The sequence below is a fragment of the Streptomyces sp. CB02058 genome (assembly GCF_001905505.1).
Classification (GTDB): Bacteria; Actinomycetota; Actinomycetes; order Streptomycetales; family Streptomycetaceae; genus Streptomyces.
Genome location: NZ_LIPG01000004.1, coordinates 74,811 through 96,391 on the forward strand (window position 1 = coordinate 74,811; position 21,581 = coordinate 96,391).

General features: G+C 70.1%; 21 protein-coding genes. 14 read left to right on the top strand and 7 right to left on the bottom strand.

Annotated elements, in window-relative coordinates; all coding sequences use genetic code 11:
- Positions 1–183: 183 nt before the first annotated feature.
- A complete protein-coding gene (locus AMK10_RS20935; protein ID WP_073749431.1) occupies positions 184–996 on the bottom strand; it encodes an alpha/beta fold hydrolase in 813 nt (270 codons plus the stop codon).
- Between the two features lie 497 nt (positions 997–1,493).
- On the opposite strand from AMK10_RS20935, the gene AMK10_RS20940 reads away from it, so the two are divergent.
- The 3 genes from AMK10_RS20940 (at position 1,494) to AMK10_RS20950 (ending at position 2,927) form a co-directional block, all read left to right on the top strand.
- Positions 1,494–1,820, top strand: a complete 327-nt coding sequence (locus AMK10_RS20940; RefSeq protein ID WP_073749432.1) for a DUF6221 family protein — start codon at positions 1,494–1,496, stop codon at positions 1,818–1,820.
- Complete coding sequence (locus AMK10_RS20945) at positions 1,817–2,242, top strand: DUF6221 family protein (protein WP_073749433.1); 426 nt, start codon at positions 1,817–1,819, stop codon at positions 2,240–2,242. The genes AMK10_RS20940 and AMK10_RS20945 overlap by 4 nt, the downstream gene beginning before the upstream one ends.
- A gap of 157 nt (positions 2,243–2,399) precedes the next feature.
- On the top strand, positions 2,400–2,927 hold the full coding sequence (locus AMK10_RS20950; RefSeq protein WP_073749434.1) for an NUDIX hydrolase family protein: 528 nt from the start codon (positions 2,400–2,402) through the stop codon (positions 2,925–2,927).
- 231 nt (positions 2,928–3,158) lie between these two features.
- Here AMK10_RS20950 and AMK10_RS20955 read toward each other — a convergent pair whose 3' ends face one another.
- Entirely contained in the window at positions 3,159–4,190 is a 1,032-nt protein-coding gene (locus tag AMK10_RS20955; RefSeq protein WP_073749435.1) for a saccharopine dehydrogenase family protein, read from the bottom strand.
- Positions 4,191–4,299: 109 nt separating this feature from the next.
- Between AMK10_RS20955 and AMK10_RS20960 the strand changes: the two genes are divergently transcribed.
- Together AMK10_RS20960 and AMK10_RS20965 are read left to right on the top strand one after the other, a co-directional pair.
- Positions 4,300–5,280 carry a helix-turn-helix domain-containing protein gene (locus AMK10_RS20960; RefSeq protein WP_073749436.1) on the top strand — a complete coding sequence of 327 codons (981 nt, stop codon included), beginning with the start codon at positions 4,300–4,302 and terminating at the stop codon, positions 5,278–5,280.
- Positions 5,281–5,446: 166 nt separating this feature from the next.
- On the top strand, positions 5,447–5,968 hold the full coding sequence (locus AMK10_RS20965; protein WP_073749437.1) for a GNAT family N-acetyltransferase: 522 nt from the start codon (positions 5,447–5,449) through the stop codon (positions 5,966–5,968).
- A gap of 290 nt (positions 5,969–6,258) precedes the next feature.
- Here AMK10_RS20965 and AMK10_RS20970 read toward each other — a convergent pair whose 3' ends face one another.
- A complete protein-coding gene (locus tag AMK10_RS20970) occupies positions 6,259–6,843 on the bottom strand; it encodes a PadR family transcriptional regulator (protein ID WP_073749438.1) in 585 nt (194 codons plus the stop codon).
- A gap of 108 nt (positions 6,844–6,951) precedes the next feature.
- Here AMK10_RS20970 and AMK10_RS20975 point away from each other — a divergent pair, with 108 nt between their 5' ends.
- From AMK10_RS20975 to AMK10_RS20990, 4 genes are all read left to right on the top strand, one after another.
- Entirely contained in the window at positions 6,952–8,064 is a 1,113-nt protein-coding gene (locus AMK10_RS20975; RefSeq protein ID WP_073749439.1) for an aromatic ring-hydroxylating dioxygenase subunit alpha, read from the top strand.
- Between the two features lies 1 nt (position 8,065).
- Positions 8,066–9,088 (top strand): PDR/VanB family oxidoreductase, encoded by a 1,023-nt coding sequence (locus AMK10_RS20980; RefSeq protein WP_073749440.1) that lies wholly within the window; start codon positions 8,066–8,068, stop codon positions 9,086–9,088.
- An 81-nt stretch (positions 9,089–9,169) separates the two neighbouring features.
- Positions 9,170–10,474, top strand: a complete 1,305-nt coding sequence (locus AMK10_RS20985) for an MFS transporter (RefSeq protein ID WP_198959760.1) — start codon at positions 9,170–9,172, stop codon at positions 10,472–10,474.
- Between the two features lie 314 nt (positions 10,475–10,788).
- Positions 10,789–11,397, top strand: a complete 609-nt coding sequence (locus tag AMK10_RS20990) for a TMEM175 family protein (RefSeq protein ID WP_073749442.1) — start codon at positions 10,789–10,791, stop codon at positions 11,395–11,397.
- 87 nt (positions 11,398–11,484) lie between these two features.
- On the opposite strand, the gene AMK10_RS20995 is transcribed toward AMK10_RS20990, so the two are convergent.
- On the bottom strand, positions 11,485–12,501 hold the full coding sequence (locus AMK10_RS20995; RefSeq protein ID WP_073750124.1) for a LacI family DNA-binding transcriptional regulator: 1,017 nt from the start codon (positions 12,499–12,501) through the stop codon (positions 11,485–11,487).
- Between the two features lie 114 nt (positions 12,502–12,615).
- On the opposite strand from AMK10_RS20995, the gene AMK10_RS21000 reads away from it, so the two are divergent.
- Positions 12,616–13,467, top strand: coding sequence for a phytanoyl-CoA dioxygenase family protein (locus tag AMK10_RS21000; RefSeq protein WP_073749443.1), 852 nt, complete (start codon positions 12,616–12,618; stop codon positions 13,465–13,467).
- A gap of 132 nt (positions 13,468–13,599) precedes the next feature.
- Here the strand turns inward: AMK10_RS21000 and AMK10_RS21005 are convergent, their stop codons facing one another.
- The gene (locus AMK10_RS21005) at positions 13,600–14,028 is read right to left on the bottom strand and encodes a winged helix-turn-helix transcriptional regulator (protein WP_073749444.1); all 429 of its coding nucleotides are present in this window, start codon (positions 14,026–14,028) and stop codon (positions 13,600–13,602) included.
- Between the two features lie 135 nt (positions 14,029–14,163).
- On the opposite strand from AMK10_RS21005, the gene AMK10_RS21010 reads away from it, so the two are divergent.
- Together AMK10_RS21010 and AMK10_RS21015 are read left to right on the top strand one after the other, a co-directional pair.
- A complete protein-coding gene (locus tag AMK10_RS21010) occupies positions 14,164–15,036 on the top strand; it encodes an aldo/keto reductase family oxidoreductase (RefSeq protein ID WP_073749445.1) in 873 nt (290 codons plus the stop codon).
- A 174-nt stretch (positions 15,037–15,210) separates the two neighbouring features.
- Positions 15,211–16,149, top strand: coding sequence for a DUF3048 domain-containing protein (locus tag AMK10_RS21015; protein ID WP_073749446.1), 939 nt, complete (start codon positions 15,211–15,213; stop codon positions 16,147–16,149).
- A gap of 69 nt (positions 16,150–16,218) precedes the next feature.
- On the opposite strand, the gene AMK10_RS21020 is transcribed toward AMK10_RS21015, so the two are convergent.
- A complete protein-coding gene (locus tag AMK10_RS21020; RefSeq protein ID WP_073749447.1) occupies positions 16,219–16,740 on the bottom strand; it encodes a hypothetical protein in 522 nt (173 codons plus the stop codon).
- A gap of 547 nt (positions 16,741–17,287) precedes the next feature.
- Between AMK10_RS21020 and AMK10_RS21025 the strand changes: the two genes are divergently transcribed.
- Together AMK10_RS21025 and AMK10_RS21030 are read left to right on the top strand one after the other, a co-directional pair.
- Positions 17,288–18,724, top strand: a complete 1,437-nt coding sequence (locus tag AMK10_RS21025) for a Gfo/Idh/MocA family protein (RefSeq protein WP_073749448.1) — start codon at positions 17,288–17,290, stop codon at positions 18,722–18,724.
- 36 nt (positions 18,725–18,760) lie between these two features.
- Positions 18,761–19,759 (top strand): NEW3 domain-containing protein, encoded by a 999-nt coding sequence (locus AMK10_RS21030; protein ID WP_241839618.1) that lies wholly within the window; start codon positions 18,761–18,763, stop codon positions 19,757–19,759.
- 443 nt (positions 19,760–20,202) lie between these two features.
- Here the strand turns inward: AMK10_RS21030 and AMK10_RS21035 are convergent, their stop codons facing one another.
- The gene (locus AMK10_RS21035; RefSeq protein WP_073749449.1) at positions 20,203–21,393 is read right to left on the bottom strand and encodes a PP2C family protein-serine/threonine phosphatase; all 1,191 of its coding nucleotides are present in this window, start codon (positions 21,391–21,393) and stop codon (positions 20,203–20,205) included.
- Between the last annotated feature and the right edge of the window lie 188 nt (positions 21,394–21,581).

Below are 21,581 nucleotides of genomic sequence, written 5' to 3' on the forward strand. Positions count from 1 at the left end.
GCGATGGTGTTTCCCGTTCCGGAGCCCGGCACCTCTGCGTACGCCGTTCATCGGTCCCCGATCATCCTGCCGCCCTGCACACGTCCGAGAGCGGCCGGTGACGCCGCACCAATCTGCTCCATGAGGACGTCCTTCTCGCTCAAGAGAACGGCTGGCGACTCACGAACCCCGAGGGCGCCGACGTCACTTCTCGTGCTCAGCGCACGTGCGCCCGGTACGCTCCTGCCCTCGGTCCGCCAGCGCCTCCGCAGTGGCGCGCACGAAGGCTTCCGGGTTGTCCAGCATGATGTTGTGGCCGCAATCCGGGATCGCGACGACGGACACGCCCGCTGCGGTGAGGGCGTCGGTGCCCGGGAGTGGGCCGTCGGCCTCGGGCAGCAGGTAGGTACGGGGAATCCCCAGATCCATCAGGAGCTCACGCATGGTGGGCACGGTCCCGCGAGTGAGGTGGACCGCGCTGCGATGCAGGGCTTCGCGGCCCGCCAGGCGCATCGTGGACCACCAGTGTGCACCCGCCCGGTCACGGACCTCCTCCCATCCGCCCGCGACGAACTCCTCCTCGGAGTAGGAGGCGATGCCGCTGCTGCCGGCCGAGCCGGGCGTGGGCGGGATCGGGTCGAGGTTGGCGTCGATCAGGACCAGCCGGGAGACCACCTGGGGGTGACGGGCGGCCAGAACGATGGCGACCGAGCCGCCCATGCTGTGCGCGATCAGCTCGGCGCCCCTGACACCCGCGCTGGTCAGGCCGGCGGCGAGCGCATCGGCATGTGACTCCAGTGTGTAGTCGAAGACCGTCGGCCGGTCGCTGATGCCGTGACCCAACAGGTCGATCAGCAGTGACCGGTGGCCGGTCAGCAGAGGATGGACCGCGACCTCGGTGAAGTACGCGGGCGACGTAGCGCCCAGCCCGTGCACGTAGACGCGCGGCGGCTCCTGACCCGGTAGCTCGACCCAGCGGATTCGATCGCCCGCGGGTGTTACGGCGGCGCTGCGCACAGTCTGCTCCCCTGCGTTCAGGATCGATGGAGAGACGAGCGTAGCCACGGAAGCCGGGTAGGCCACCATCGCTCGCCGCCCCCCATCGTGCACGGCCGGGACAGCCGGACCTCGGTGCCCTCTTCACCGATCGTTCGAAGTGAGGGTCGCCAGCCGTGGAAGAGCCCGATGTCGCCATCGGCACCCCGGGCGGGCCGGAGCGCGGGGCCCCGCCCCTTCGCGAGGACATCGCGATCAGCGGCGGGAAGCACGTGGTCAGCGGTCGTGCCGCCGACGCTAGACTTCGGCATCGGTGTCGGTGTCGGTGTCGGCGTCAGGAAACGGCTTGTGGTCCTGCCCGGGGCAGCAACACGCCCGGTAGCTGTGCGGGGACACGCCACGCCGGAGGACGGCGTCTCCCAGCGCACGCATGACGACCGCACCATCGAGGTCGTCGTCGTCGGCTCGGAGCGGGTCAGCCGACCACGGGCCAGGATCAACGCCTCGAGGAGCTCCGCATGACCGACGCACTGGTGACCTTTGTCCGAGCTCGTTTCGACGAGGAGCTGGAGAAGGCCCGCTTCGCCGGCAACGTGGTGCTCACGCAGCCCGGGCGCTACGGCGTCGAACCCGAGGACGCAGCCAAGCACGCCCGCTTCTCCGTCGCCTCCGCCGAAGCGCGCCTGGCGTTGCTGGACGACACCGTGGTGCCGTATCTGGGAACCGCAGGACCGGGCGGGCGGAACGCCGAGTTTCAGCTTCGGCTGCTCGCCGCGCCCTACGTCGAGCACCGGGACTACCCGCACGACGAGACGTCCACCGACCGGCCCGGGAGCCCCGCATGAGCGCCGCGCTGATCGCCTTCCTCCGAGCCCGTCTCGACGAGCGGGAGGCAGCCGCTGCGGCTGCCGGCGGCACGAGTGAGACCTGGCAGGCATGGGGGACGGGAATCTACTCCGCGTCGTCTGCGGACGACGACGACGCCCCGCCCCTGGTCACCACCGGCCCCGAGGTCGGCGGGTCCGACGAGGACGCCGCCCGCGCCGCACACATCGCCCTGCACGACCCGGCGCAGGTGTTGCGTGAGGTTGAGGCGACACGGGGCCTGCTGAGGCAGTACGCGGCGCCCGAGACGGGTGAAAGGCCTGCGGACGCGCTCGGTCGCTACGTGGCGGGCACGCAGCGCACGGCCGTCGAGATGGCCGTGCGGCACCTGGCGCAGGCCCACGCCGGCCATCCGGACTATCAGCCCGAGTGGCGCCCGTAGGCCAACGGCGAAGGCCGCCTCCGGCGTCACCAAGGCCCTGGCGTACGACGGCCCGCGCCGGGGCCCTCGTTCACGACGTCCTCCTCTTCTTCGAGGCGATCTCCGCCTGGCCTGCACCAGAATCCGGCCGGGTAAGTATGATCAAGCGATGTCTGACATGACGGAAACCACGCCCGGCTGGCTCAGCGAAGACGAACTGGACATGGCCAGGGCCCGGATGCCCGTCCTGTACGTCGAGGCGGTCCCCGTACGGGTCGATGAGAGCGGCGAGGTCACGAGCATCGGGCTGCTTCTCCGGATCGGAGCCGACGGGACCATCAGCCGCGCTCTCGTCTCCGGCCGCGTCCTGCACCACGAGCGCGTCCGTGACGCCCTGCTGCGCCATCTGGAGAAGGATCTCGGTTCGGTGGCCCTGCCACGTGTCCCGGCTTCGCTGCAGCCCTTCACCGTGGCCGAATACTTCCCCACCATGGGCGTCACCCCGTTCCACGATGCGCGCCAGCACGCGGTGTCCCTCGCGTACGTCGTGCCGGTCGCCGGTGACTGCCGCCCTCGGCAGGACGCACTGGACCTGGTCTGGTTCAGCCCGCAGGAGGCGGCCTCACCCGCCGTGCAGAGCGAGATGCCGGGCGGCCACGGCGTGCTTCTGAAGCAGGCACTGGCTCATATGGGACACATCTACTGAGCCAGGGTCCGCCCACGTCCGCCGTGGAGGATCCGAGCTGAAGGGACCGATGCCCGCGTCGGACGCCGCCTCGGTGTGGGGCGCGGGTCCCATCGGTCTCGACGCCGTTCGGCGAAGGTCCGGGACAGTCCGAACCCCGTCCTGACCACCGGCCCGGACCCGATGCCGACGTGGGGCACGAGCGGCTCCACGGCTGTGCCGCGAGGCGCGACACGCCGCGGGGCAGCCGCGTCAGGAGCGCACCTCGCACGTGATGTGCGGGCTGAGCGCATCGAGGAAGTCGGTGGCCTCGAAGATCTCGCCCGCGGAGGCGACGCCGTACGTGCGGGTCCGGCCGGTCAGGATGCGGTGGACCGCTTCGACCACGAGGGGTGCGGTGACGGCGTAGATGTCCTGGCCACCCGCCACGGCGCGCCGTTCGGTGTCCCCGGAGCGTACGACGACGTCCACGAGGAATGTCTGTGCGGAGCGGCCGCGCTCGTCGACCGCGGTGGGGGGCGACGGGGCCGGGGCGGTGACGCCGACGGCCGCCTCCGTCGTCATGTAGGTGCGGACCTCGGGGATGGACAGATGGCTGGGGACGGTGACGACGTCGGCCATGGTGAACTCGCCGACAACGGCCCGTGGCCCCATCGGCCCCGGGAAGGGCCACTGCACGGTCGGCAGTTCGTCGGTGTGGTACTCGAGCCCTCCGTTCCTGAACCGGACACGCCTGCCCGCACGCCGTCCGGCGGAGACCCTGCCCGCCACACGCGTCCCCTCGGTGGGCTCCCAGCGGTCGAGTCCGTAAGCGATGTGTGCCTCGTCGGCCGCGCTCCAGTCGCCCATCGCAGCGGTGACGAGCAGGTCGCCGAGTCCGCCGTAGAAGGCCATCGCGGGCACGACGGCCACGCCCGCGGCACGGGCCCGATCCGCGAACTGCGCGAACGTGTCGGCGTTGGCCTCGATCTCGGCCGCCACATCGACGTACGGGATGCCTGCCCGCAGCGCCGCTTCGATCACCGGGGCGGCCGTCGTGGCGAAAGGACCGGCGCAGTTGACGACGGCCGCGACGCCGGCCAGCGCGTCATCGAGCGACGCGGGGTCGGCGACGGATGCCGGACGGACCTCGAGATCCGGGTACTCCTCCCCCGACACCTTGAGCTTCTGGGCGTCACGCCCGGACAGGACGGGGACGAATCCACGCTCCCGAAGGTGCGCCACCACGAATTTCCCGGTGTGCCCGTACGCGCCGTACACCGTGACCAACTGACCCGCTGTCATGACTTCTCCCGTGCTCGACCCGAGCGAACTGCTCGGCTGGAACGATCCTGTCCTGGTTGAAGCGTCAACCGTGAGTGTCCGGAACGACACTGCCCATACACTTCCGGACATGGGATCCGTCGCACTGGCCGTCACGGACGGGATGCTGCACTTCGAACTGTCCATCGCCTACGAGGTTTTCGGCTCAGCGCCGGCCGCGGTGACCGTGCCCTGGTACGACCTCACGGTCTGCGGGCCCGCACCCGTGTCCTTCGGGCCCTTTGGCCTGGAGCCCGAACGCGGTCTCGGGCATCTGCGGAACGCCGACACCGTGATCATCCCGGGCTGGGCCGACACGGACGTGGAACCGCCCGGGGACCTCATCGACGCCGTACGGGCCGCCCATCGCGCGGGCGCCCGCATGGTCTCGCTGTGCACCGGCGCGTTCGTCCTGGCCGCCGCGGGCATCCTCGACGGGCGGCGCGCCACCACGCACTGGGCACACACCGACGCCCTGGCGGCCCGTCATCCCGCGGTCGAGGTGGACCCGGACGTGCTCTACGTCGACAACGGCAGCGTCCTCACCTCCGCCGGCAAAGCCGCAGCACTCGACCTGTGCCTGCACCTCGTCCGCCTGGACCACGGTTCCTCCGTCGCCAACACCACGGCCCGCCGTCTGGTGGTCCCTCCGCACCGCTCCGGCGGCCAGGCGCAGTTCGTGTCGGCGCCCGTGCCCGAGCAGGACGATCACCCCCTTGCCGCCCTGCTGCCGTGGACCATCGAACGCCTCGATCAGCCGCTGACGGTCGAAGACCTCGCCCGCCGAGCCGGGATGAGCTCCCGTCACCTCGGCCGCCACTTCCGCGCCGCGACCGGCACCACTCCCCTGCAATGGCTGCTCGCCCAACGGATCCGCCACGCCCAGGAGCTCCTGGAGAGGACCGACGACGGCATCGACGCCATCGCCGCCGCCACCGGCATGGGCACCGCCACCACTCTGCGCCGGCACTTCAACCGCACGCTCGGCGTCCCCCCGGACACCTACCGCCGCACCTTCCGCACCCGCAACCGCCCCGGCGACGGAACCCACCCCCTCCTGAAACGGGCCTGACCGGCAAGGAGCCGGCGCCGGTCCGCTGCCGGGAGTGGGGGTGCGCCGCCCTCCGGAGGGGCGGCGTACCCCAGGTCACCCCGCACTCACAGGCTCCGCCCGGATGTGGGCGGTACCCCTCCCGGGCTCATGCGGCACGCGATCGCTGTCATGCGATGCTGCCGTCATGACTGATCACCACGAGATCGCCATAGCGCGCTGGCCAGGCCGAACTCCTCCGAGCGACGACGGTGTGGCCGCCTTGCTGGCGGCCTACCACCTGCGTACCGAGGCCGAGAAGGGCGTACCGGTCTCCGATGTGGCCGGACTGCCCGCACGCTACCGGGCGGAGATCGCCGACCCCCGGACCGCGTTCGCCGACGCTGTCGTGCTGGTGGCTCTCCTGGGAGACGTCGCTGTGGGATGCCTGGTGGTGACCTCCGCGCCGGCCCAGGGGCAGTCGGAGATCAAGAGGCTCTGGACCGATCCTGAGTTCCGCGGCCGGGGCATCGCGTCCGCGCTGCTCGGTGCCGCGCTCGCTCACGCTGCGGAGAACGGCATGGGCGCGGTCCGGCTCTCCGTATGGGAATGGCGGACCGGGGCCATCGCCCTGTACGAACGATTCGGCTTCGCCGTCACCCGGCCGTGGGACGAGCGGGATCGACTGGTCTGCATGCGGCACGGCGCATCGCCGCTCCGCGACGCATGACGAACAGTCCTTCCACGGTGACCGGCACGGGATCGCTCGCCGCTGTGCGGCCGGTCACCGGGGCGGGACTCGGAGGCCCCGGGACCTGACCACCGGAGGCCACGCCACCCTCCCGCGACCGGGTGCAGGGGCCGTGCCGCGTTCAGCAGGCCTTCGCACCCGCGTGGACGGCCGCAGTCGCGTCGGCGTGGACGGCGAAGAGGGCGGCGCCCGGAGCGCGGCATCGACCGCCTCGGCGCTCCCCGGCCCCTCATCCCGCGCGCACCCCGGGGGCAGGGAGGATCAGGGGGTCACGGGCCGTGCAGCTCGTCGGTGAGTGCGAAGCCGTCCGCGATCCACGCCAACTCGGTGCGGGCACGGGCGATGAGCCCGTCGTAGGCGTACACCTTGTACCGCACCGCGAGCTCGGCCTCCCGCTCGGTCAGCTTGGAGAGGCGGGCCGCCAAGGTCGGGTGGGTGCGCTCGACGAGTGCGGCCCGGGTGCCTTCGAGCATGCTCAACTGCTCCTGCCAGTACTCCTCCTGCTGCCGCAGTTGCTCACGCACCGACGCGGGGTCGGCGAAGTCGAAGTAGGCGGCTTTCAGATACGCGGGGTCGCGCTGCCGCTGCGGCGTCAGCGGGGACTCCATCCAGGCCCGGAAGTCGATGAGCCCCGCGTCGGTGACGTGGTACTCCTTCTTCGTCCCCTTCTGCCCCCATCGCACCTCGACCGACTTGAGAAGCCCGTCGCGCTCCATCCGGTTGAGCTCGGGATAGATCTGCGAGTCCGGGGCGTGCCAGACGTGGGCCACCGAGCGGCTGAAGCCCTTCGAGATGTCGTACCCGGTCATGGGGCGACCGGTGAGCAGCGCGATGAGCGCGTAACGCAGCGACAAGGCACCTCCCCCTCCGAAATCACCAAGCTACACACCCTTGCCATCTCACTATATCGATAGTTAGTTTGTGGCCCGCGTAACACATACCTCTCTTCATAGGGAGTTTTCATGTCTGTCACCACTCCGCCCTCCACCGCGGCGGCGAAGATCTTCAACTACCCCCGCAACGCCTGGTACGCGGCCGCTTGGGATCACGAGGTCTCCGGCAAGCAGCCGCTGGCCCGCACGATCGCCGGCGTCCCGCTGGCGCTGTGGCGCACCACCGAGGGCCGCCCGGTCGCCCTCGCCGACGCCTGCTGGCACCGGCTGGCGCCCCTGTCGATGGGCAGGATCCTGGGCGACGAGTTGCAGTGCCCCTACCACGGCCTGCGCTACAACGCGGCCGGCCGCTGCACCGGGATGCCCGCGCAGGAGACGATCAACCCCAGCGCGGTGGTCCCGTCCTTCCCCGTCGTCGAGCGGTACCGGTACGTCTGGGTCTGGGTCGGCGATCCTGACCTCGCCGACCCGGCCACGGTGCCCGACATGCACCGGATGGACCACCCGGACTGGGCCGGCGACGGAGAGACGATCCACGCCGACTGCAACTACCAGCTCATCCTCGACAACCTCATGGACCTCACCCATGAGGAGTTCGTCCACTCGTCGAGCATCGGCCAGGAGGAACTGTCCGAGGCCGAGTTCGACGTGACCCACAAGGGCGACACGGTCACCGTGGCCCGGTGGATGCGCGACATCGACGCCCCACCGTTCTGGCTGAAGAACATGCGGGACAAGTTCCCCGGCTTCTCCGGCAGGGTCGACCGCTGGCAGATCATCACGTTCGAGGCACCCGGCACCATCTGCATCGACGTCGGCGTCGCGAAGGCGGGGACCGGGGCACCCGAAGGCGACCGCAGCCAGGGGGTGAACGGGTACGTGATGAACACGATCACCCCCGAGACCGACCGCACCGCCCACTACTTCTGGGCGTTCATGCGCGACTACCGCCTGGACAGCCAGACGATCACCACCCAGCTCCGCCAGGCCGTGCACGGCGTCTTCGGCGAGGACGAGGAGATGCTGCGCGCCCAGCAGCGCGCCATCGACGCCAATCCCGAGCACGAGTTCTACAGCCTCAACATCGACGCCGGCGGCATGTGGGTGCGCCAGATCCTGGACCGCATGCTCGCGGCCGAAGGACGCAGTTCCTCCGCGCCGGCCGCAGGTCGGGTGGCCTGACATGGCGGTGCAGACACAGACCCGCTGGCAGCGGGCCCGGGTCGTCGAGGTCTCCGACGTCGCCGACGGCGTACGCCGCATCGTCCTGACGCCGGAGCACCCCGAGCACGCCGCGCCCGGCACGCACCTCGACGTCCGGATCGGCTCCGGGGACGGCACCGGAGACGGAGTGAGCCGCGTGCGGTCGTACTCGGTGGTCCGCTCGGAGGGCGGCGGTCGGCGGCTGACGCTCAGCGTGCGGCTCTCCCCCACCTCGTCCGGGGGTTCGGCGACGATGCACCGGCTCCGGGCCGGGGACGAACTCACCGTCACGGGCCCGCTGCAGAACTTCCCGCTCGCGGTCGGCGCCTCCCGGTACGTGCTCGTCGCCGGCGGCATCGGCGTCACCGCGCTGGTCGCGATGGCATCCGCACTCCGTCGGCGCGGAGCCGATTACGAGCTGCGGCTCGTCGGGCGCAGCCGCGCCGTGATGGCGTACGCCGACGAGCTCGTCGGTGAGCACGGTGACCGGGTCCGCCTCCACGTCGACGACGAGGGCACCCCGCTGGCGGTCGACGACCTGATCGCCGGGATAGCCCGGGCACCCTCCGCCGCCGGAACCGAGCTCTACATGTGCGGCCCGATCGGGCTCATGAACGCCGTCTCCCGGAGCTGGGCCGAGCACGCCCTGCCCACGACCAACCTGCGCTTCGAGACCTTCGGTTCCAGCGGCAGGTACCCGGCGGAGGAGTTCCTCGTCCGTCTGCCCGAACTCGGCCGCGAGGTCACCGTCGCCCGCGGCGCCTCGATCCTCGACGCCCTCGACGCGGCGGGCGTCGAGACCCTGTCGGACTGCCGCAAGGGCGAGTGCGGGCTGTGCCTGGCGCAGGTGCTGAACTTCACCGGCACCGTCGACCACCGCGATGTCTTCCTGAGCGAGGCCCAGAAGGAACGCTCGGACAAGCTGTGCCTCTGCGTCTCCCGGGCGACCGCAGCCGACAGCGGCTCGGACACCCCCGCTGTTCTCTCCCTCCGCCTGACCTGACCCGGCGGGCACCCGCGAACGCCCGGATCTCTCACCACCTGGACACCCATGAACATCACCGCACGCATTTCGCAGGCACCGATGAGCGGCTACCAATGGCTGGTCGTCGCGCTCTGCACCTTCATGAACTGCCTCGACGGCTTCGACGTCATGGCGGTCGCCTTCACCGGGCCCTCGGTCACCGAGGAGTTCGGCCTCAGCGGGTCGGAGTTCGGGCTGCTGGTCTCCGTCGGCCTGATCGGAATGGCGATCGGCTCGATGCTGCTGGCGCCCTTCGCCGACCTCATCGGCCGACGGCCGCTGATCCTGGTCAGCCTGGTCCTCGGCACGATCGGCATGTTCGGCGCGGCGATGGCGCCGTCGGTGACAGTGATGAGCCTCTTCCGCCTCGTCACCGGCATCGGTGTGGGCGGCATCCTGGCCAGCACCAACGTGATGGCCAGCGAGTTCTCCAACGCCAGGAACCGCGGTCTCGCCATCGGCATCTACACAGCGGGCTACGGGATCGGCGCCACGGCGGCGAGCCTGGTCGCGAAGACCGTGGTGGGCGGCGACTGGCGGATCGTCTTCTACGCCGGTGGCATCGGGACGCTGCTCGCCCTGATCGTGATCGCCGCCGTCCTGCCCGAGTCGGTCGCGTTCCTGGAACAGCGGCGTCCAGGCAACGCGCCGGCGCGGATCAACCGGACCCTGGCCCGCATGCGCATGGAACCCGTCACCGGCGCCGATCTCGAGCGGGCCACCGCCACCGGACCCGCCGCCGAGCGGGCCGGCTCGGGCTGGATCAAGCAGCTGCTGGCCCCGACGATCCTGCTCTGGCTCACCTTCATCACGATCATGTTCGGCTTCTACTTCGTCAACAGCTGGACGCCGACACTGCTCGTCGAGGAGGGCCTGTCCGAGAGCGCGGCGGTGACCGCCGGAATGGCGATCTCGATCGGCGGTACGGTCGGCTCCGTGCTCTACGGCGTCGTCGCCCGGGTGCGCACGCCGCGGGTGGTGCTGATCGGGTTCTCCCTGCTCTCGGCCGCGATGATGATCGTCTTCATCGTGAGCACCTCGACCCTGTGGCTCGGGTTCGCCGTCGGCGTCGTCGTCGGCGCGCTGATCAACGGCTGCATCGCCGGCGCGTACACCGTCGGTCCGCCGCTCTACCCGGCCAACGTGCGCAGCGTCGGCATGGGCTGGGCTCTCGGGATGGGCCGCATCGGCGCCATCCTGTCCCCGACCGTCGCAGGCATGCTCAAGGACGCCGGCGCCTCCGCGACGCAGCTCTACATCGGCGCGGCCGTGGTCGTCGCCCTCTGCGCACTCGTCCTGGTCGCCCTGCGCCGGCACGACCCCGAGTCCCGGCCCGTCGCGGCCGAGGAGGCGCTCGCGGCCTGACCTCCGTCCGTGCTCCGGCCCGCCGCACCGCTGCACCCGCGGGCCGGACACCACGGTCGTGGTCCGGCAGACTCACGCGCACGTCAGCGTCGTCGCCACCACCGCGTGGTGCCGGACCGCGCCGGCTCGGGCCTGCCCAGGCCCGCCTGCGTGGACCGGCACCACGCTTCGTCGTCCTCGTCCCCCGCACTCGGCCTCGCCGGCAGCGGCTCTCCGACGGCGTACGAGGGCGGAGGACCGACGGGCGACCGGCTGGGGACGACACGGGTCCGGTTGGCTCCGCCGGTGGAGCGCGAGTGCTACGAAGTGTTCCCATGGATCAGAGTGCGGGCCGGCAGATCGTCCCACCCGAGGTGGAACTCGTTTCGAAGGACAGGGTGCTCGCCCTGACCGACGGAGTGGTGGCCATCGCCATGACGTTGCTCGTGCTGGACATCAGACTGCCCGAAGGGCTCGACGGGGAGCAGCTGCATCAGGCCCTGGACGACGTACAGTCCCAGGTGGGCGCCTTCGCGCTCAGCGCGGTGGTGATCGCACTGTTCTGGAGGGCCCACCACGCGGCGTTGCGGGTCGTCGGTCCGATCGACTCGTACCTGTTCTGGCTCAACGTCACGTTCCTGCTGCTCCTGTCGTCGATTCCGTTTCCCACGAAGGTCCTCGTGGACTACGGCGACCGCTTCCTCGGCCCCGGCCTGTACGGGGCGGTCATCGGCACGACCGCGCTCGTGCTGTACGGGATGGAGCTGCGCGCCAGCCGCGCCCTCGGCACTTCCTGGCGCCGCGTGCCGTTGCCGGCGCAGGCCGTCGTGTTCCTGCTCTCCGTGGGGATCGCGCGATTCTCACCCATCGCTGCGATGTACAGCTGGGCCGTGGCTGTACCCCTTTCCATGGTTGCTGCCCGGATCGCGGCCCGGGGCCGCTGACCGCCGGGCCCAGCCGCCTGCTCGACCACCGTACGGAGATCGAGGGCGACCTGACGCGGACGGGAGGCGCGCGGCCCGTTCTCCTCTTCAGCCCGTCCGGCCGCTGCTGGCGCGGATGTCGAGGTGGTGGGGGATGACGATGTCGAGGGGCGGGACCGTGGAGGCGGGACTGTAGATACGGTCGGCGAGGCACTGCAGAGCGCGCTCGGCGATCTGCCGCTTGTCCGGGACCACGGTGGTAAGGGGCGGATTGGCGTACTGCCCGTCCTCGATCCCGTCGAACCCCACCACGGCGAGGTCCTCCGGGACCCGCACACCTCGCTCGACGGCGACATGAAGCGCGCCCAGAGCGAGTTCGTCGCTGAACGCGAAGACGGCGTCGGGCCGCTCGTCACTGTCCAGGAGGGTGGACATCGCCTCCGCGCCGTCCTTGCGGTGCAGGGTCGTCACGGACCGTTCCAGAGCGGGCTCGGGCCGCAGCCCGGCGCGCCGCAACGCCTGCCGGTAGCCGGACAGCCGTTGCCGCGCGGTCTCGTTGCGCAGGTGGGGCTGCACGCCGATCGCGGCGACGCGCCGGCGTCCGGTCGACAGCAGGTGCGTCGTGGCTTCGTCGGCGGCGAGGACGTTGTCGACGGCGACACGGTCCGCGACCCCGTGGGCCTGTTGCTCGCCGAGCAGCACGACCGGCACGTCCCGGGAACGGCCCGTCAGTTCCTCAGGGCCGAGGGCCCACGGGCTGATGATGAGGCCGTCGACCAGACGACCGCCGGTTCCCTCCAGCAGCCTTCTCTCGGCCTCCCGGTCTCCGAAGGTCTGATCGATGACGACGGTCCACGAGCGCTGCTGGGCGGCTTCGACGATCATTCCGGCGAGCTCGCCGAAGTAGGGCGAATGGAGCTCGGGAATGGCCAGGCCGATCAGCCCGGTACGGCCGGCACGGAGGTTCCGGGCGGCGACGTTCGGACGGTACCCCAGCTCGTCCAGGGCCGACTGAACTCGCGCACGCGTCTCCTCGGCCACGGCCCCCGTGCCACTGACGACGTTGGAAACAGTGCGTGTCGACACCCCGGCGAGGGCGGCGACGTCCTTCAGACGGCTACTCACGGGCCCATCCTCCCACGCGACGATCACCGGCACCAGAATCTCGGAGGAGGTATTGCAACGTCGCATTCCACGTTGCAGCATGGTCGCGGTCATCACTGCGCAAGGAGACGCGACATGAGCGTGCAGACTTTCCCGGGCATCGACGTGAGCGAACTGGACGTCGACGTGTCCCCGGACGTGGAAGCCCTGTACAGGGACGGCATCACCGCACGCAAGGGCGCCTTCACCGAGGCGTGGGCGGATCGGCTGGGCGAGGACGTGAACACGGCGTTCGAGGAAGCCATGGGCCGCCCCGGGGGCGCTGTCGGACGTGGCCCCAACCGGTTCTACGTCGAGATCCACCCCGAGCAGATCAGGGGGTTCACGGAGCTGGTGGAGCACCCCTGGGTGCGCTCCCTCTGTGCCGCGACACTGGGGCCGGACTACCGCATCGTCGAGCTCGGATTCGACGTCCCGCTGGCAGGCGCCGTCAATCAGCCGTGGCACCGCGACTTCCCCGTCCCCGACGAAACCCGTCGCGAACGGCGCCTCACCTCGCTCGCCTTCAACGTGACCACCGTCGACACGGCCGAGGACATGGGGCCGTTCGAGATCGCGCTGGGCACCCAGTGGGACGACGGTCCCGAGTTCGAGCACGGCATGTTCCCGCCCAAGTCGCATTACTCCCGCTACCAGGAGCGAGCGGTCCGCAAGTATCCCCGGCGCGGCGACATCTCGGCCCGGACCGCCTTGACGATCCATCGCGGGACGACCAACCACTCCCCCGCGGCCCGCCCCGTCCTGGTCCTCGGCGTGGACGGGCCGGAGGCGAACAACAGCGACCGCCACGACACCGCAGTCACCCGCGCCTACTGGGACGGGCTGCCCGCCCGGGTGCGCCGGCACCTCGGCTGCCCCGTCGTGGACGAACTGACGCCCCTGACGCAGAAGCACACCATCGAGGGCCTGGTCATGGGAGACGCCTGAAGTCGCCACGACGGCACCGGAGATGACGTCCGTACCGGCACAGCACGTCAGCCACTCCGCCAGGTTCCGGTCAGTGCCCGCATTCCGACGGCTTGGTGCCGGAGAGGCGCGTGGGCCAGAAGCGGCTGCGCGCTAGGAAGCGCGTGCGTCGTGGTTCTCGCGCTCGGCGAGGACTTGTTCCATGTGGGTCTGGGCCCAATGTCTGAGCCCGCGGGTCAGGTGGTGGAGTGAGAGGCCGAGGTCTGTCAGCTCGTAGGTGACGGTGACGGGGACCGTGGGTGTCACGGTGCGGATGAGCAACCCGTCGCGTTCGAGAGCCCGTAGCGTCTGGGTCAACATCTTCTGGCTCACGCCAACCAGCAGCCGGGCCAGTTCGGAGTAGCGCATCATCTTCGGAGCGTGCGCTGCGCCGGACTTTTCGGGCGTGTCACCGCCCAGCGCACACAGGATCAGGACGACCCACTTGTCCGAGATCCGGCCGAGGAGCTGACGACTGGGGCAGACCGCCAGGAACGCGTTGTACTCCGCCTTGGCCTGCGCCTTCCGGTCGGCCTTCGACATCGTCACGGATCTCCGCCTTTCGCCTTGGGTTGTTACGCACTTCAGAGTGCCTACTTCCCGACGGGAAGTTCCTCTCCAACACTGATGCAAGGGGGCTGGAAACACCACCCCGTGCATGAAGTGAAAGGCACCACGATGAACACGACCTCCACACCTCTTCCCGGCGGATCCTGGACGCTGGGCGACTCGTCCGTCACCCGGTTCGGCTACGGCGCGATGCAGCTCGCCGGGCCGTGGGTCATGGGACCGCCCGCCGATCACGACGGCGCCCTGGCCGTGCTGCGCGAAGCAGCCGGCCTTGGGATCACCCACATCGACACCAGCGAAGCCTACGGACCGCGCATCACGAACGAGCTGATCCGCGAAGCGCTGCACCCCTACCCGGCGCCGCTGTTCGTCGCCACCAAGGTGGGTGCGACCCGCGACGCGCAGGGCGGCTGGCCCACGGCGCGGCGCCCCGAGGACCTGCGCAAGCAGGTCCATGAAAACCTCGAATCCCTCGGCGTCGACACCCTCGACCTGGTCAACATGCGCATGGGCGACGCTCAGGGGCCCCGGCCCGGCTCGATCGCCGAAGCATTCGAGACGCTCGTCGAACTCCAGCAAGAAGGACTGATCCGCCACCTCGGCGTCAGCAATGTCACCGGCGAGCAGGTCTCCGAGGCGCGAAGCATCGCCCCGATCGTGTGCGTGCAGAACCTGTACAACCTCGCCCACCGCCACGACGACGACCTCGTGGATCATCTCGCCGCCCACGGCATCGCCTACGTGCCGTTCTTCCCCCTGGGAGGCTTCACGCCACTGCAGTCCGAGGCCCTCTCACGGGTCGCGGACCGTCTGAGCACGACGCCCATGTCGGTCGCGCTGGCCTGGCTGATGCAGCGGTCGCCGAACATCCTCCTCATCCCCGGCACTTCGTCCACAGCCCACCTGCGCGAGAACATCGCAGGCGCCGGTCTCTCCCTCTCGGACGAGAACGTGGCCGAACTGGACAGCATCGGCCGATGAACAGCACATCGCGGTGGCAGGTGCCCGTCGGGCGACTGCTCGGATGAGGCCGGCGGTGCCGCGCCTGAGGCGCTCCGACCGGTCTTCTGCGTGATGATTGACGGGAAAGTCACCGCCGCAGCACACGTGAGCCGGGGCCGTTCCGCCGAGCCGGCTCGGAAGGGGGCGGCCGCCATGCCTACCTCCGGAACGAAGAGATCGGCCGCCGCCGCACTCGCCGTACTCACCCTCGTCATCACCGCGGCCTGCGGCAGCTCGGGCGGAGGGGAGACAAGTCCCCCTTCGGCATCCGCACCACGCGCCGACGTCCTCGCCGTGAAGATCGACAACGTAGCCGCGGCCCGGCCGCCGACCGGGCTCGAGGAGGCCGACATCGTCTACGTGGAGCAGGTGGAGGCAGGCCTCAGCCGCATACTCGCCGCCTACTCCTCCGACGTGCCGTCCGTCATCGGCCCGGTACGCAGCGCTCGGGAAACCGATCTGGAGCTTCTCCGGCAGTTCGACAAGCCCACGCTCGCGTACTCGGGCGCCCAGTCCGCCCTTCGGCCGTCGATCGAAGCGGCCCCTCTGGACGCACTGCCGCCGTCAAAAGCACCGCAGGCCTATTTCCGCAGCGCAGACCGCGCCGCACCGCACAATCTCTACCTGCGCCCAGGGGACATCCCCCACGCCGGCACCGGGGTGAACGCGGCCGAGGACCTCGGGCTCCGCTTCGCCGCACCCCCCTCGGGCGGCACACCCGTCAGCGGGCGCACCGTGTCCTACCCGTCGGCGCGGTTCACCTTCACCTGGTCCCCGGACGGGGATCAGTGGCTGGTGAGCATGGACGGCGCCCCTGCCCGTACGGCCTCCGGGGACCGGCTCGCGGCAGCCACAGTGGTTCTGCAGAACGTGGACGTGCAGGACTCGCGCTTCCGGGACCGAGGGGGCAACACCTCGCCCTTCAGCGCGACCGTGGGGTCCGGCTCGGCGGCAGTCCTGCGTGACGGCAAGTCGTACGACGTGGCATGGGAGCGGAACACCGCCGAGTCGGCGACCGGCTTCACCACCAGGGACGGCGAGCCGATGACGTTCGCAACCGGCCAGGTCTGGATCGTGCTGGTACCGAACTGACGTGGGGCGGCAAGGACGCTGAGCTGCCCGTGCGGGCGAGGCACGTGGCCGGCGGCGTACGGACAGCCCTCAGCGTCCCGGGGGCAGCGGAACAAGCTGCTTGGCGTGTGCGTGTACGGCGATGATGAGCGCGGCCTGAGCAGCGGCGGAGCGGCTGCGGTCGCCGTCGTCGAGGGCGGCCAGAACGTCGGCCGCGGCCTCCCGCACCGGGTGCGGGACTTCCTCCTCGGCGGCGATCTTGTAGGCGTCGGCGCGGCGGGCAGCACGTTCCTCGGGGGTGACGCCGTGGGGGCCGCTCCGGGGGAAGACCGCGGCTTCATAGTTGCAGACGATCAGCAGGACGTACTGGGCGATGCCCTCGGCATACCCGTGTGCCATCACTGCCGCCCTCGCACGCGCGTGGGCTGCCATGGCCCGCCGCCGCACGAGGAAGGCCGCGACAGTGCTCCCGGTCGCCGTGCCGATGCCCAGGATCAGGGCAGTGAGCGGGCCTTCGACGAAGAGGCCCACCAGCGCGCTTGCTGCGGTGGCCAGGCATGCTGTTCCGCTGGTCACCAGCAGAAGGACGCGGGCGGGCATCATGGAGCTCATGCTCTGCAGTCTGCCAGGGCCCGGTGGTGAGCCGTCGGCCTCCTCCCGTGGCAGGCGACCCGCACTCATCGCGTACAGGACTGCGCGGCGCACGCGACAGGCACGAGCACGGCATCGACACGTCCCTGGGCCGAGGGCGCCACGATCACCGGGCACCATGCGCCCGAGCCCGCACCCGCACCCGCACCCGCACCCGCACCCGCACCGAACTGCGGCCCGTGACGGCGCCGTGGCTCCGGTCTTCGCTGGTCCGACCGCACAGGACCGAGGGCCTCGAAGCCCTCGCCCATGAATGCCAGGGAGGGGCAGGCCCTCATGGCAAGGAGGGCATCGACGGCGCGCCTTGGCTCGTTCGGTCACGGTCGCGTGCTCGCCGGCCTGGCCGGAGATCCCATGCCGCAGGCGCTTCGAGGCTCCGGCACTCCACTCACTTGTTCATTTCTGCTTGAAAGCATGCCACTTCGAGCATCTATTGACATGACTGCGCCCATTCCATCAAAGTCGTCCTCGCCAGTGATGCCCGGTCGCGGATCGAAGGAGCTCCTGCATGCCCGAAATCCCCGCAGTCTCACGCCGTCTACTCCTAGGAGGGGCCCTGGCCGGCGGCACGGTGGCGCTCGGCGCCGGTTCCGCCCGGGCGCAGCCCGCTGCGCCCGGTGCTCCGCTGCCCGTCCCCTCGCCCCGTCGCGGCAAAGGCCAGCGACCGATGACCGACGTCCCCTTCGACGTCCACAAAACCGTCCGTGTCGGCGTGATCGGCATCGGCAACCGCGGTAGCGGCATGGGCGAGGGCTGGGCCGTCGTGCCAGGCTGCCGGGTCACCGCCGTCTGCGACATACGTGAGAGCCGTGCGAAGGCGCTGGCGGACCGTCTTGTCGCTCTGGGAAAGCCCCGCCCGGCCGAGTACGGCGGTTCCGGTGACGCGTACGCGAAGATGCTGGAGCGCGACGACATCGACCTCGTCTACATAGCCACGCCCTGGGAGTTCCACTACCGGCAGGGCAGGGACGCACTGCTGGCGGGCAAGCATGTCCTCGTCGAACTCCCCGTGGCCACCGAGATCGAAGAGTTGTGGGACCTCGTCGACACCTCCGAGCGCACCCGGCGGCATCTGATGCTCTCGGAGAACTGCTCGTACGGCCGCAACGAGCTGGCGATGCTGAAGATGGCCCACGAAGGGCTGTTCGGCGATGTCACCAACGGTCACGGCGGGTATCTGCACGACCTGCGGGAACTGCTGTTCTCCGACACGTACTACACCGATTCCTGGCGACGCATGTGGCACACGCGGAGCACCGCGTCCTTCTACGCCATGCACGGGCTGGCCCCGATCGCCGCCGCGATGGACATCAACCGCGGGGACCGCATGACCGTGCTGCGGGCCACCGCCACCGAGCCGAAGGGCCTCGCGGACTACCGGGAGCGGTTCATCGACAGGTCCCATCCCTCATGGAAGGAGACCTATGTCAACGGTGACCTGGTCACCTGTCTGATCGACACCGCCAAGGGCCGCGTCATCAGGGCCGAGCACGACGTCAGCTCGCCCCGGCCCTACAGCAGGATCAACAGCCTGGCCGGCAGCCGCGGGATCTTCGAGGACTACGCGGGATCGTCGTCGACCGGAGGACGGATCTACGTCGAGCCGGACCACAGCGGACACGCCTGGCGCGACTTCGACTCCTACCGCAAGGAGTTCGACCACTGGTTGTGGAAGAAGATCGGCGACGACGCGGCGAACAACGGCGGCCACGGCGGCATGGACTACGTACTGCAGTGGCGCACCGTTCAGCTGATGCGCGCAGGTCTCGTGCCCGACATCGACGTCTACGACTCGGCGGCCTGGTGCTCGCCCGTGCCGCTGAGCGTCAAGTCCCTCGCTGCGGGCGGACGCCCGGTACAGGTCCCCGACTTCACCCGCGGCTCCTGGGTGAATCTGCGCCTGGGCCTGGACTCCCGTGAGACGAACATGCCCCCCGTCGCCTGAGCTCCCGCCCCGGCCGACCGACAGAAGGAGCAGCCCGTGAGAACCATCAGACCGCTCAGATTCCTGGGGACCACAGCGGTGGCAGCGCTGGTCATGATCGCCTCATCACCCCTCGCGGCCGGTGCCGAACCTCCGCCCGGGTCCCCTGCCCCACGCACCGAGGTGTCGGTCTCGTCCGTCGACCTCGACGGCCCGGCCATCTCGAGCGTGAAGGTGACCGTCAAGAACGCCGGGCCACAGCGGATGCGGTCGCTGAAGGTGGCTTTCGCAGGACCGGTCGGCTGGGCCGTCCAGCCGGCCGTCGTCAGCGTCCCCGGCACATTCGGGGTGGGTGCCGACGCCGCCGCGGAGTTCCGGATACAGGTGCCCGAGAAGCGCGACGGATTCGCTCTGCGTACCTTCACCGCCACGGCCACCTACACCGGGGGTGACGGCACGGGTTCGGCGACCGCCACGCGCACCGAGACGAACGGCGCCCCGCTCGCGAACCTCGCAGCCGCCTACAACAACGTGGGCGTCACCGATGAGGGCGACACCGAGCCGGGCGACTACGACGGCGAGGGCAACAGCTTCTCCGCACAGAAGCTGGCCGCCGCCGGGCTGGTCCCGGGCGGCCGGGTCGAGGCGCTGGGCGCCGAACTGACCTGGCCGGACGTGGCCCCCGGCACCAAGGACAACGTCTCCGGCACCGGTCAGGCGATCACCCTGAACGGCAGGGGCAGCAAGCTGGTCCTCCTCGGCTCGGGCGTCACCAGCGGGGCCACCGGCACGGCCTCGGTGTACTACACCGACGGCACCAGCAGCCGCGGTTCGTTCGGCTTCCCCAATTGGTCCTTCGACCCGGCCGACGCCCACGGGGCGACTCTGGTGGCCTCCGCGGACGGCCGCAACCGGCCGGACGGTTACGGGAACGCGGGCATCGCCTACCGGGTCTTCGCGCACTCGGTTCCGCTGGACGCGACCAAGCAGGTCGATTTCGTGGTGCTGCCGTCCAACAGGAACGTCCACATCTTCGACATGGCCATCGCCTCCTGAACGACGGGCGGCGAACTGTCGGACCAGCCGGCGGCCCACCCTGCACGGGCCGCCGGCCTGCCCGTCAGAGGGCGTGCACCGTGATTCCCGCTCAGGCGAGCCGGGCTTCGTCCCGGGCGGCAGCGCCGGTTCGGTCACCTGTCGGTGTTGAACTGTGGCGGTGAGGTCCATGGGGGGCGAGGAACCCTGTCTTCGATCAGGCCGTCCTGTCGCAGCAGACGGACGGCCGCCCTGGCCGCGCGACAAGAATTGCGTTCCAGGTCACGAGGCTGATGGTCGGTGGAACACAAGCGTTCGCCGGCACTCGGCAACGCCGCGTGACAGATGTCGAGCCGGAACCTGCCGTCCCGCGGCTTCTTGATCCTGCTCGCGACGCACGGCGGGCGCGACCGGCAGCATGCGCGCAACGCGTCGTCGGCGCACGGGTCCGCCCCCGGGTGGCGTCACCCGGCGTGCGGCTGACGCCACTCGATCATGAGGATGGTGGCGTCGTCCTTCAGCTGGTCGTTCTGGTGCGCAAGGATCGAGTGGATGAGCTGGCGGAGAGCCTCCGAGGCCAGTTCACCGGCTGCGGTGGCGCGGATGATGGATGCGGTGAAACCGGCCAGACCGAACTGCGACCCGCTGGCCAACCGCGCTTCGGTCACACCGTCGGTGTAGAGGATGACGCGATCCCCGGGTTGCAGCGCAGCCTCCCGCACGGTGCGCGAGGGCCCTCCGAGGATTCCCGGCGTCCCCATCGGGGGCTCCCCCGGGTGTTCGAGCGCGCTCTCCAGAACCTGGTGGTCGCGGATGAGCAGGGGTGGCGGGTGGCCACCGTTGACCCAGCTCAGAACACCGCTGGCCAGGTCCAGTTGCATGACGATCCCTGTACAGAACTGCTCCGGCAGCCATTCGGCGAGCGCCTCGTCGACCGTCCTGACCAGCTCGCCCAGCCCGGAACCCTTGCGCCGCGCGCTCCTGCATCCCGCCATCGCGATCGCAGTGGTCAGCCCGGACGCGAGGTTGTGGCCCATCGCGTCGAGGATCACGGCGTGCAGCGTCGACTCCGTCAGGGCGTGGTCGAAGGCATCCCCGCCGAGCTCGTAGGCAGGTTCGAGTACGGCGGTGGAGATGGCCCGGTCGTCGCCGATGGTCCGGGGCGGGAGCAGAGCCCGCAGCATCTCGGCGGGCAAGGTCATCGTCCCCGTTCGCGCCTGCTGCACGAGACGGTCGCTGTACGCCCGCTTGGATGTGACAGCCATTGCGAGGACCGACACCAGGGTGACGCATCGTCGCAGGAGGATGCTGTTCAGCGTCGCCACATGAATGCCGACCACCCCCAGCCGCTCCACCCCGTCGACGAGCGGGAGCCAGACCGTGAGGATTCCGGCATCGGTGTTCTCCACACGCAATGCCGCGGCTCGGAACGCCCAGCCGGCCGTCGACCCGTCCACCGGCAGCCGGCCTTCCCCGGACAACGAGGTCAGCTGCCGTTGCTGCAGGTCCACCAGGTAGACGTCGACATGCCCCAGCCCCAGTCGCACCGCGTGACGATTGATGAGCGTGGGCAGATTCGTCGGGGCCGTCGCGTGCACCTCCGCGATGAACTCGTGCAGTACGTGCTCACAGTCGCCACCGATGGAGCCGTTCACCGGAGCAGTCCCCACGCCGCCGGCCGGCGCAGGCGAGGGCCGGCAGTGCGGCGCACTGTGCCGGAGGCCATGGAGAACTCCAAAGTCGCTGGTGAAGGAAACCACACGACGCATCGCCCCTGGGCGGACCGGGAAGGCGCGGTGCCGTCCGTCCAGGCAACCTCGCACGGAGCGGCTACGCCAGTTCT

Coding starts and splice junctions, on each gene's coding strand:
- AMK10_RS20955 (WP_073749435.1), bottom strand. CDS start 4,190: ATGACAGCGGGTCAGTTGGTCACGGTGTACGGCGCGTACGGGCACACC.
- AMK10_RS20940 (WP_073749432.1), top strand. CDS start 1,494: ATGACCGACGCACTGGTGACCTTTGTCCGAGCTCGTTTCGACGAGGAG.
- AMK10_RS20960 (WP_073749436.1), top strand. CDS start 4,300: ATGGGATCCGTCGCACTGGCCGTCACGGACGGGATGCTGCACTTCGAA.
- AMK10_RS21000 (WP_073749443.1), top strand. CDS start 12,616: ATGAGCGTGCAGACTTTCCCGGGCATCGACGTGAGCGAACTGGACGTC.
- AMK10_RS21020 (WP_073749447.1), bottom strand. CDS start 16,740: ATGAGCTCCATGATGCCCGCCCGCGTCCTTCTGCTGGTGACCAGCGGA.
- AMK10_RS20985 (WP_198959760.1), top strand. CDS start 9,170: ATGAGCGGCTACCAATGGCTGGTCGTCGCGCTCTGCACCTTCATGAAC.
- AMK10_RS20965 (WP_073749437.1), top strand. CDS start 5,447: ATGACTGATCACCACGAGATCGCCATAGCGCGCTGGCCAGGCCGAACT.
- AMK10_RS20950 (WP_073749434.1), top strand. CDS start 2,400: ATGACGGAAACCACGCCCGGCTGGCTCAGCGAAGACGAACTGGACATG.
- AMK10_RS20945 (WP_073749433.1), top strand. CDS start 1,817: ATGAGCGCCGCGCTGATCGCCTTCCTCCGAGCCCGTCTCGACGAGCGG.
- AMK10_RS20975 (WP_073749439.1), top strand. CDS start 6,952: ATGTCTGTCACCACTCCGCCCTCCACCGCGGCGGCGAAGATCTTCAAC.
- AMK10_RS21010 (WP_073749445.1), top strand. CDS start 14,164: ATGAACACGACCTCCACACCTCTTCCCGGCGGATCCTGGACGCTGGGC.
- AMK10_RS20990 (WP_073749442.1), top strand. CDS start 10,789: ATGGATCAGAGTGCGGGCCGGCAGATCGTCCCACCCGAGGTGGAACTC.
- AMK10_RS21005 (WP_073749444.1), bottom strand. CDS start 14,028: ATGTCGAAGGCCGACCGGAAGGCGCAGGCCAAGGCGGAGTACAACGCG.
- AMK10_RS21015 (WP_073749446.1), top strand. CDS start 15,211: ATGCCTACCTCCGGAACGAAGAGATCGGCCGCCGCCGCACTCGCCGTA.
- AMK10_RS20980 (WP_073749440.1), top strand. CDS start 8,066: ATGGCGGTGCAGACACAGACCCGCTGGCAGCGGGCCCGGGTCGTCGAG.
- AMK10_RS21025 (WP_073749448.1), top strand. CDS start 17,288: ATGCCCGAAATCCCCGCAGTCTCACGCCGTCTACTCCTAGGAGGGGCC.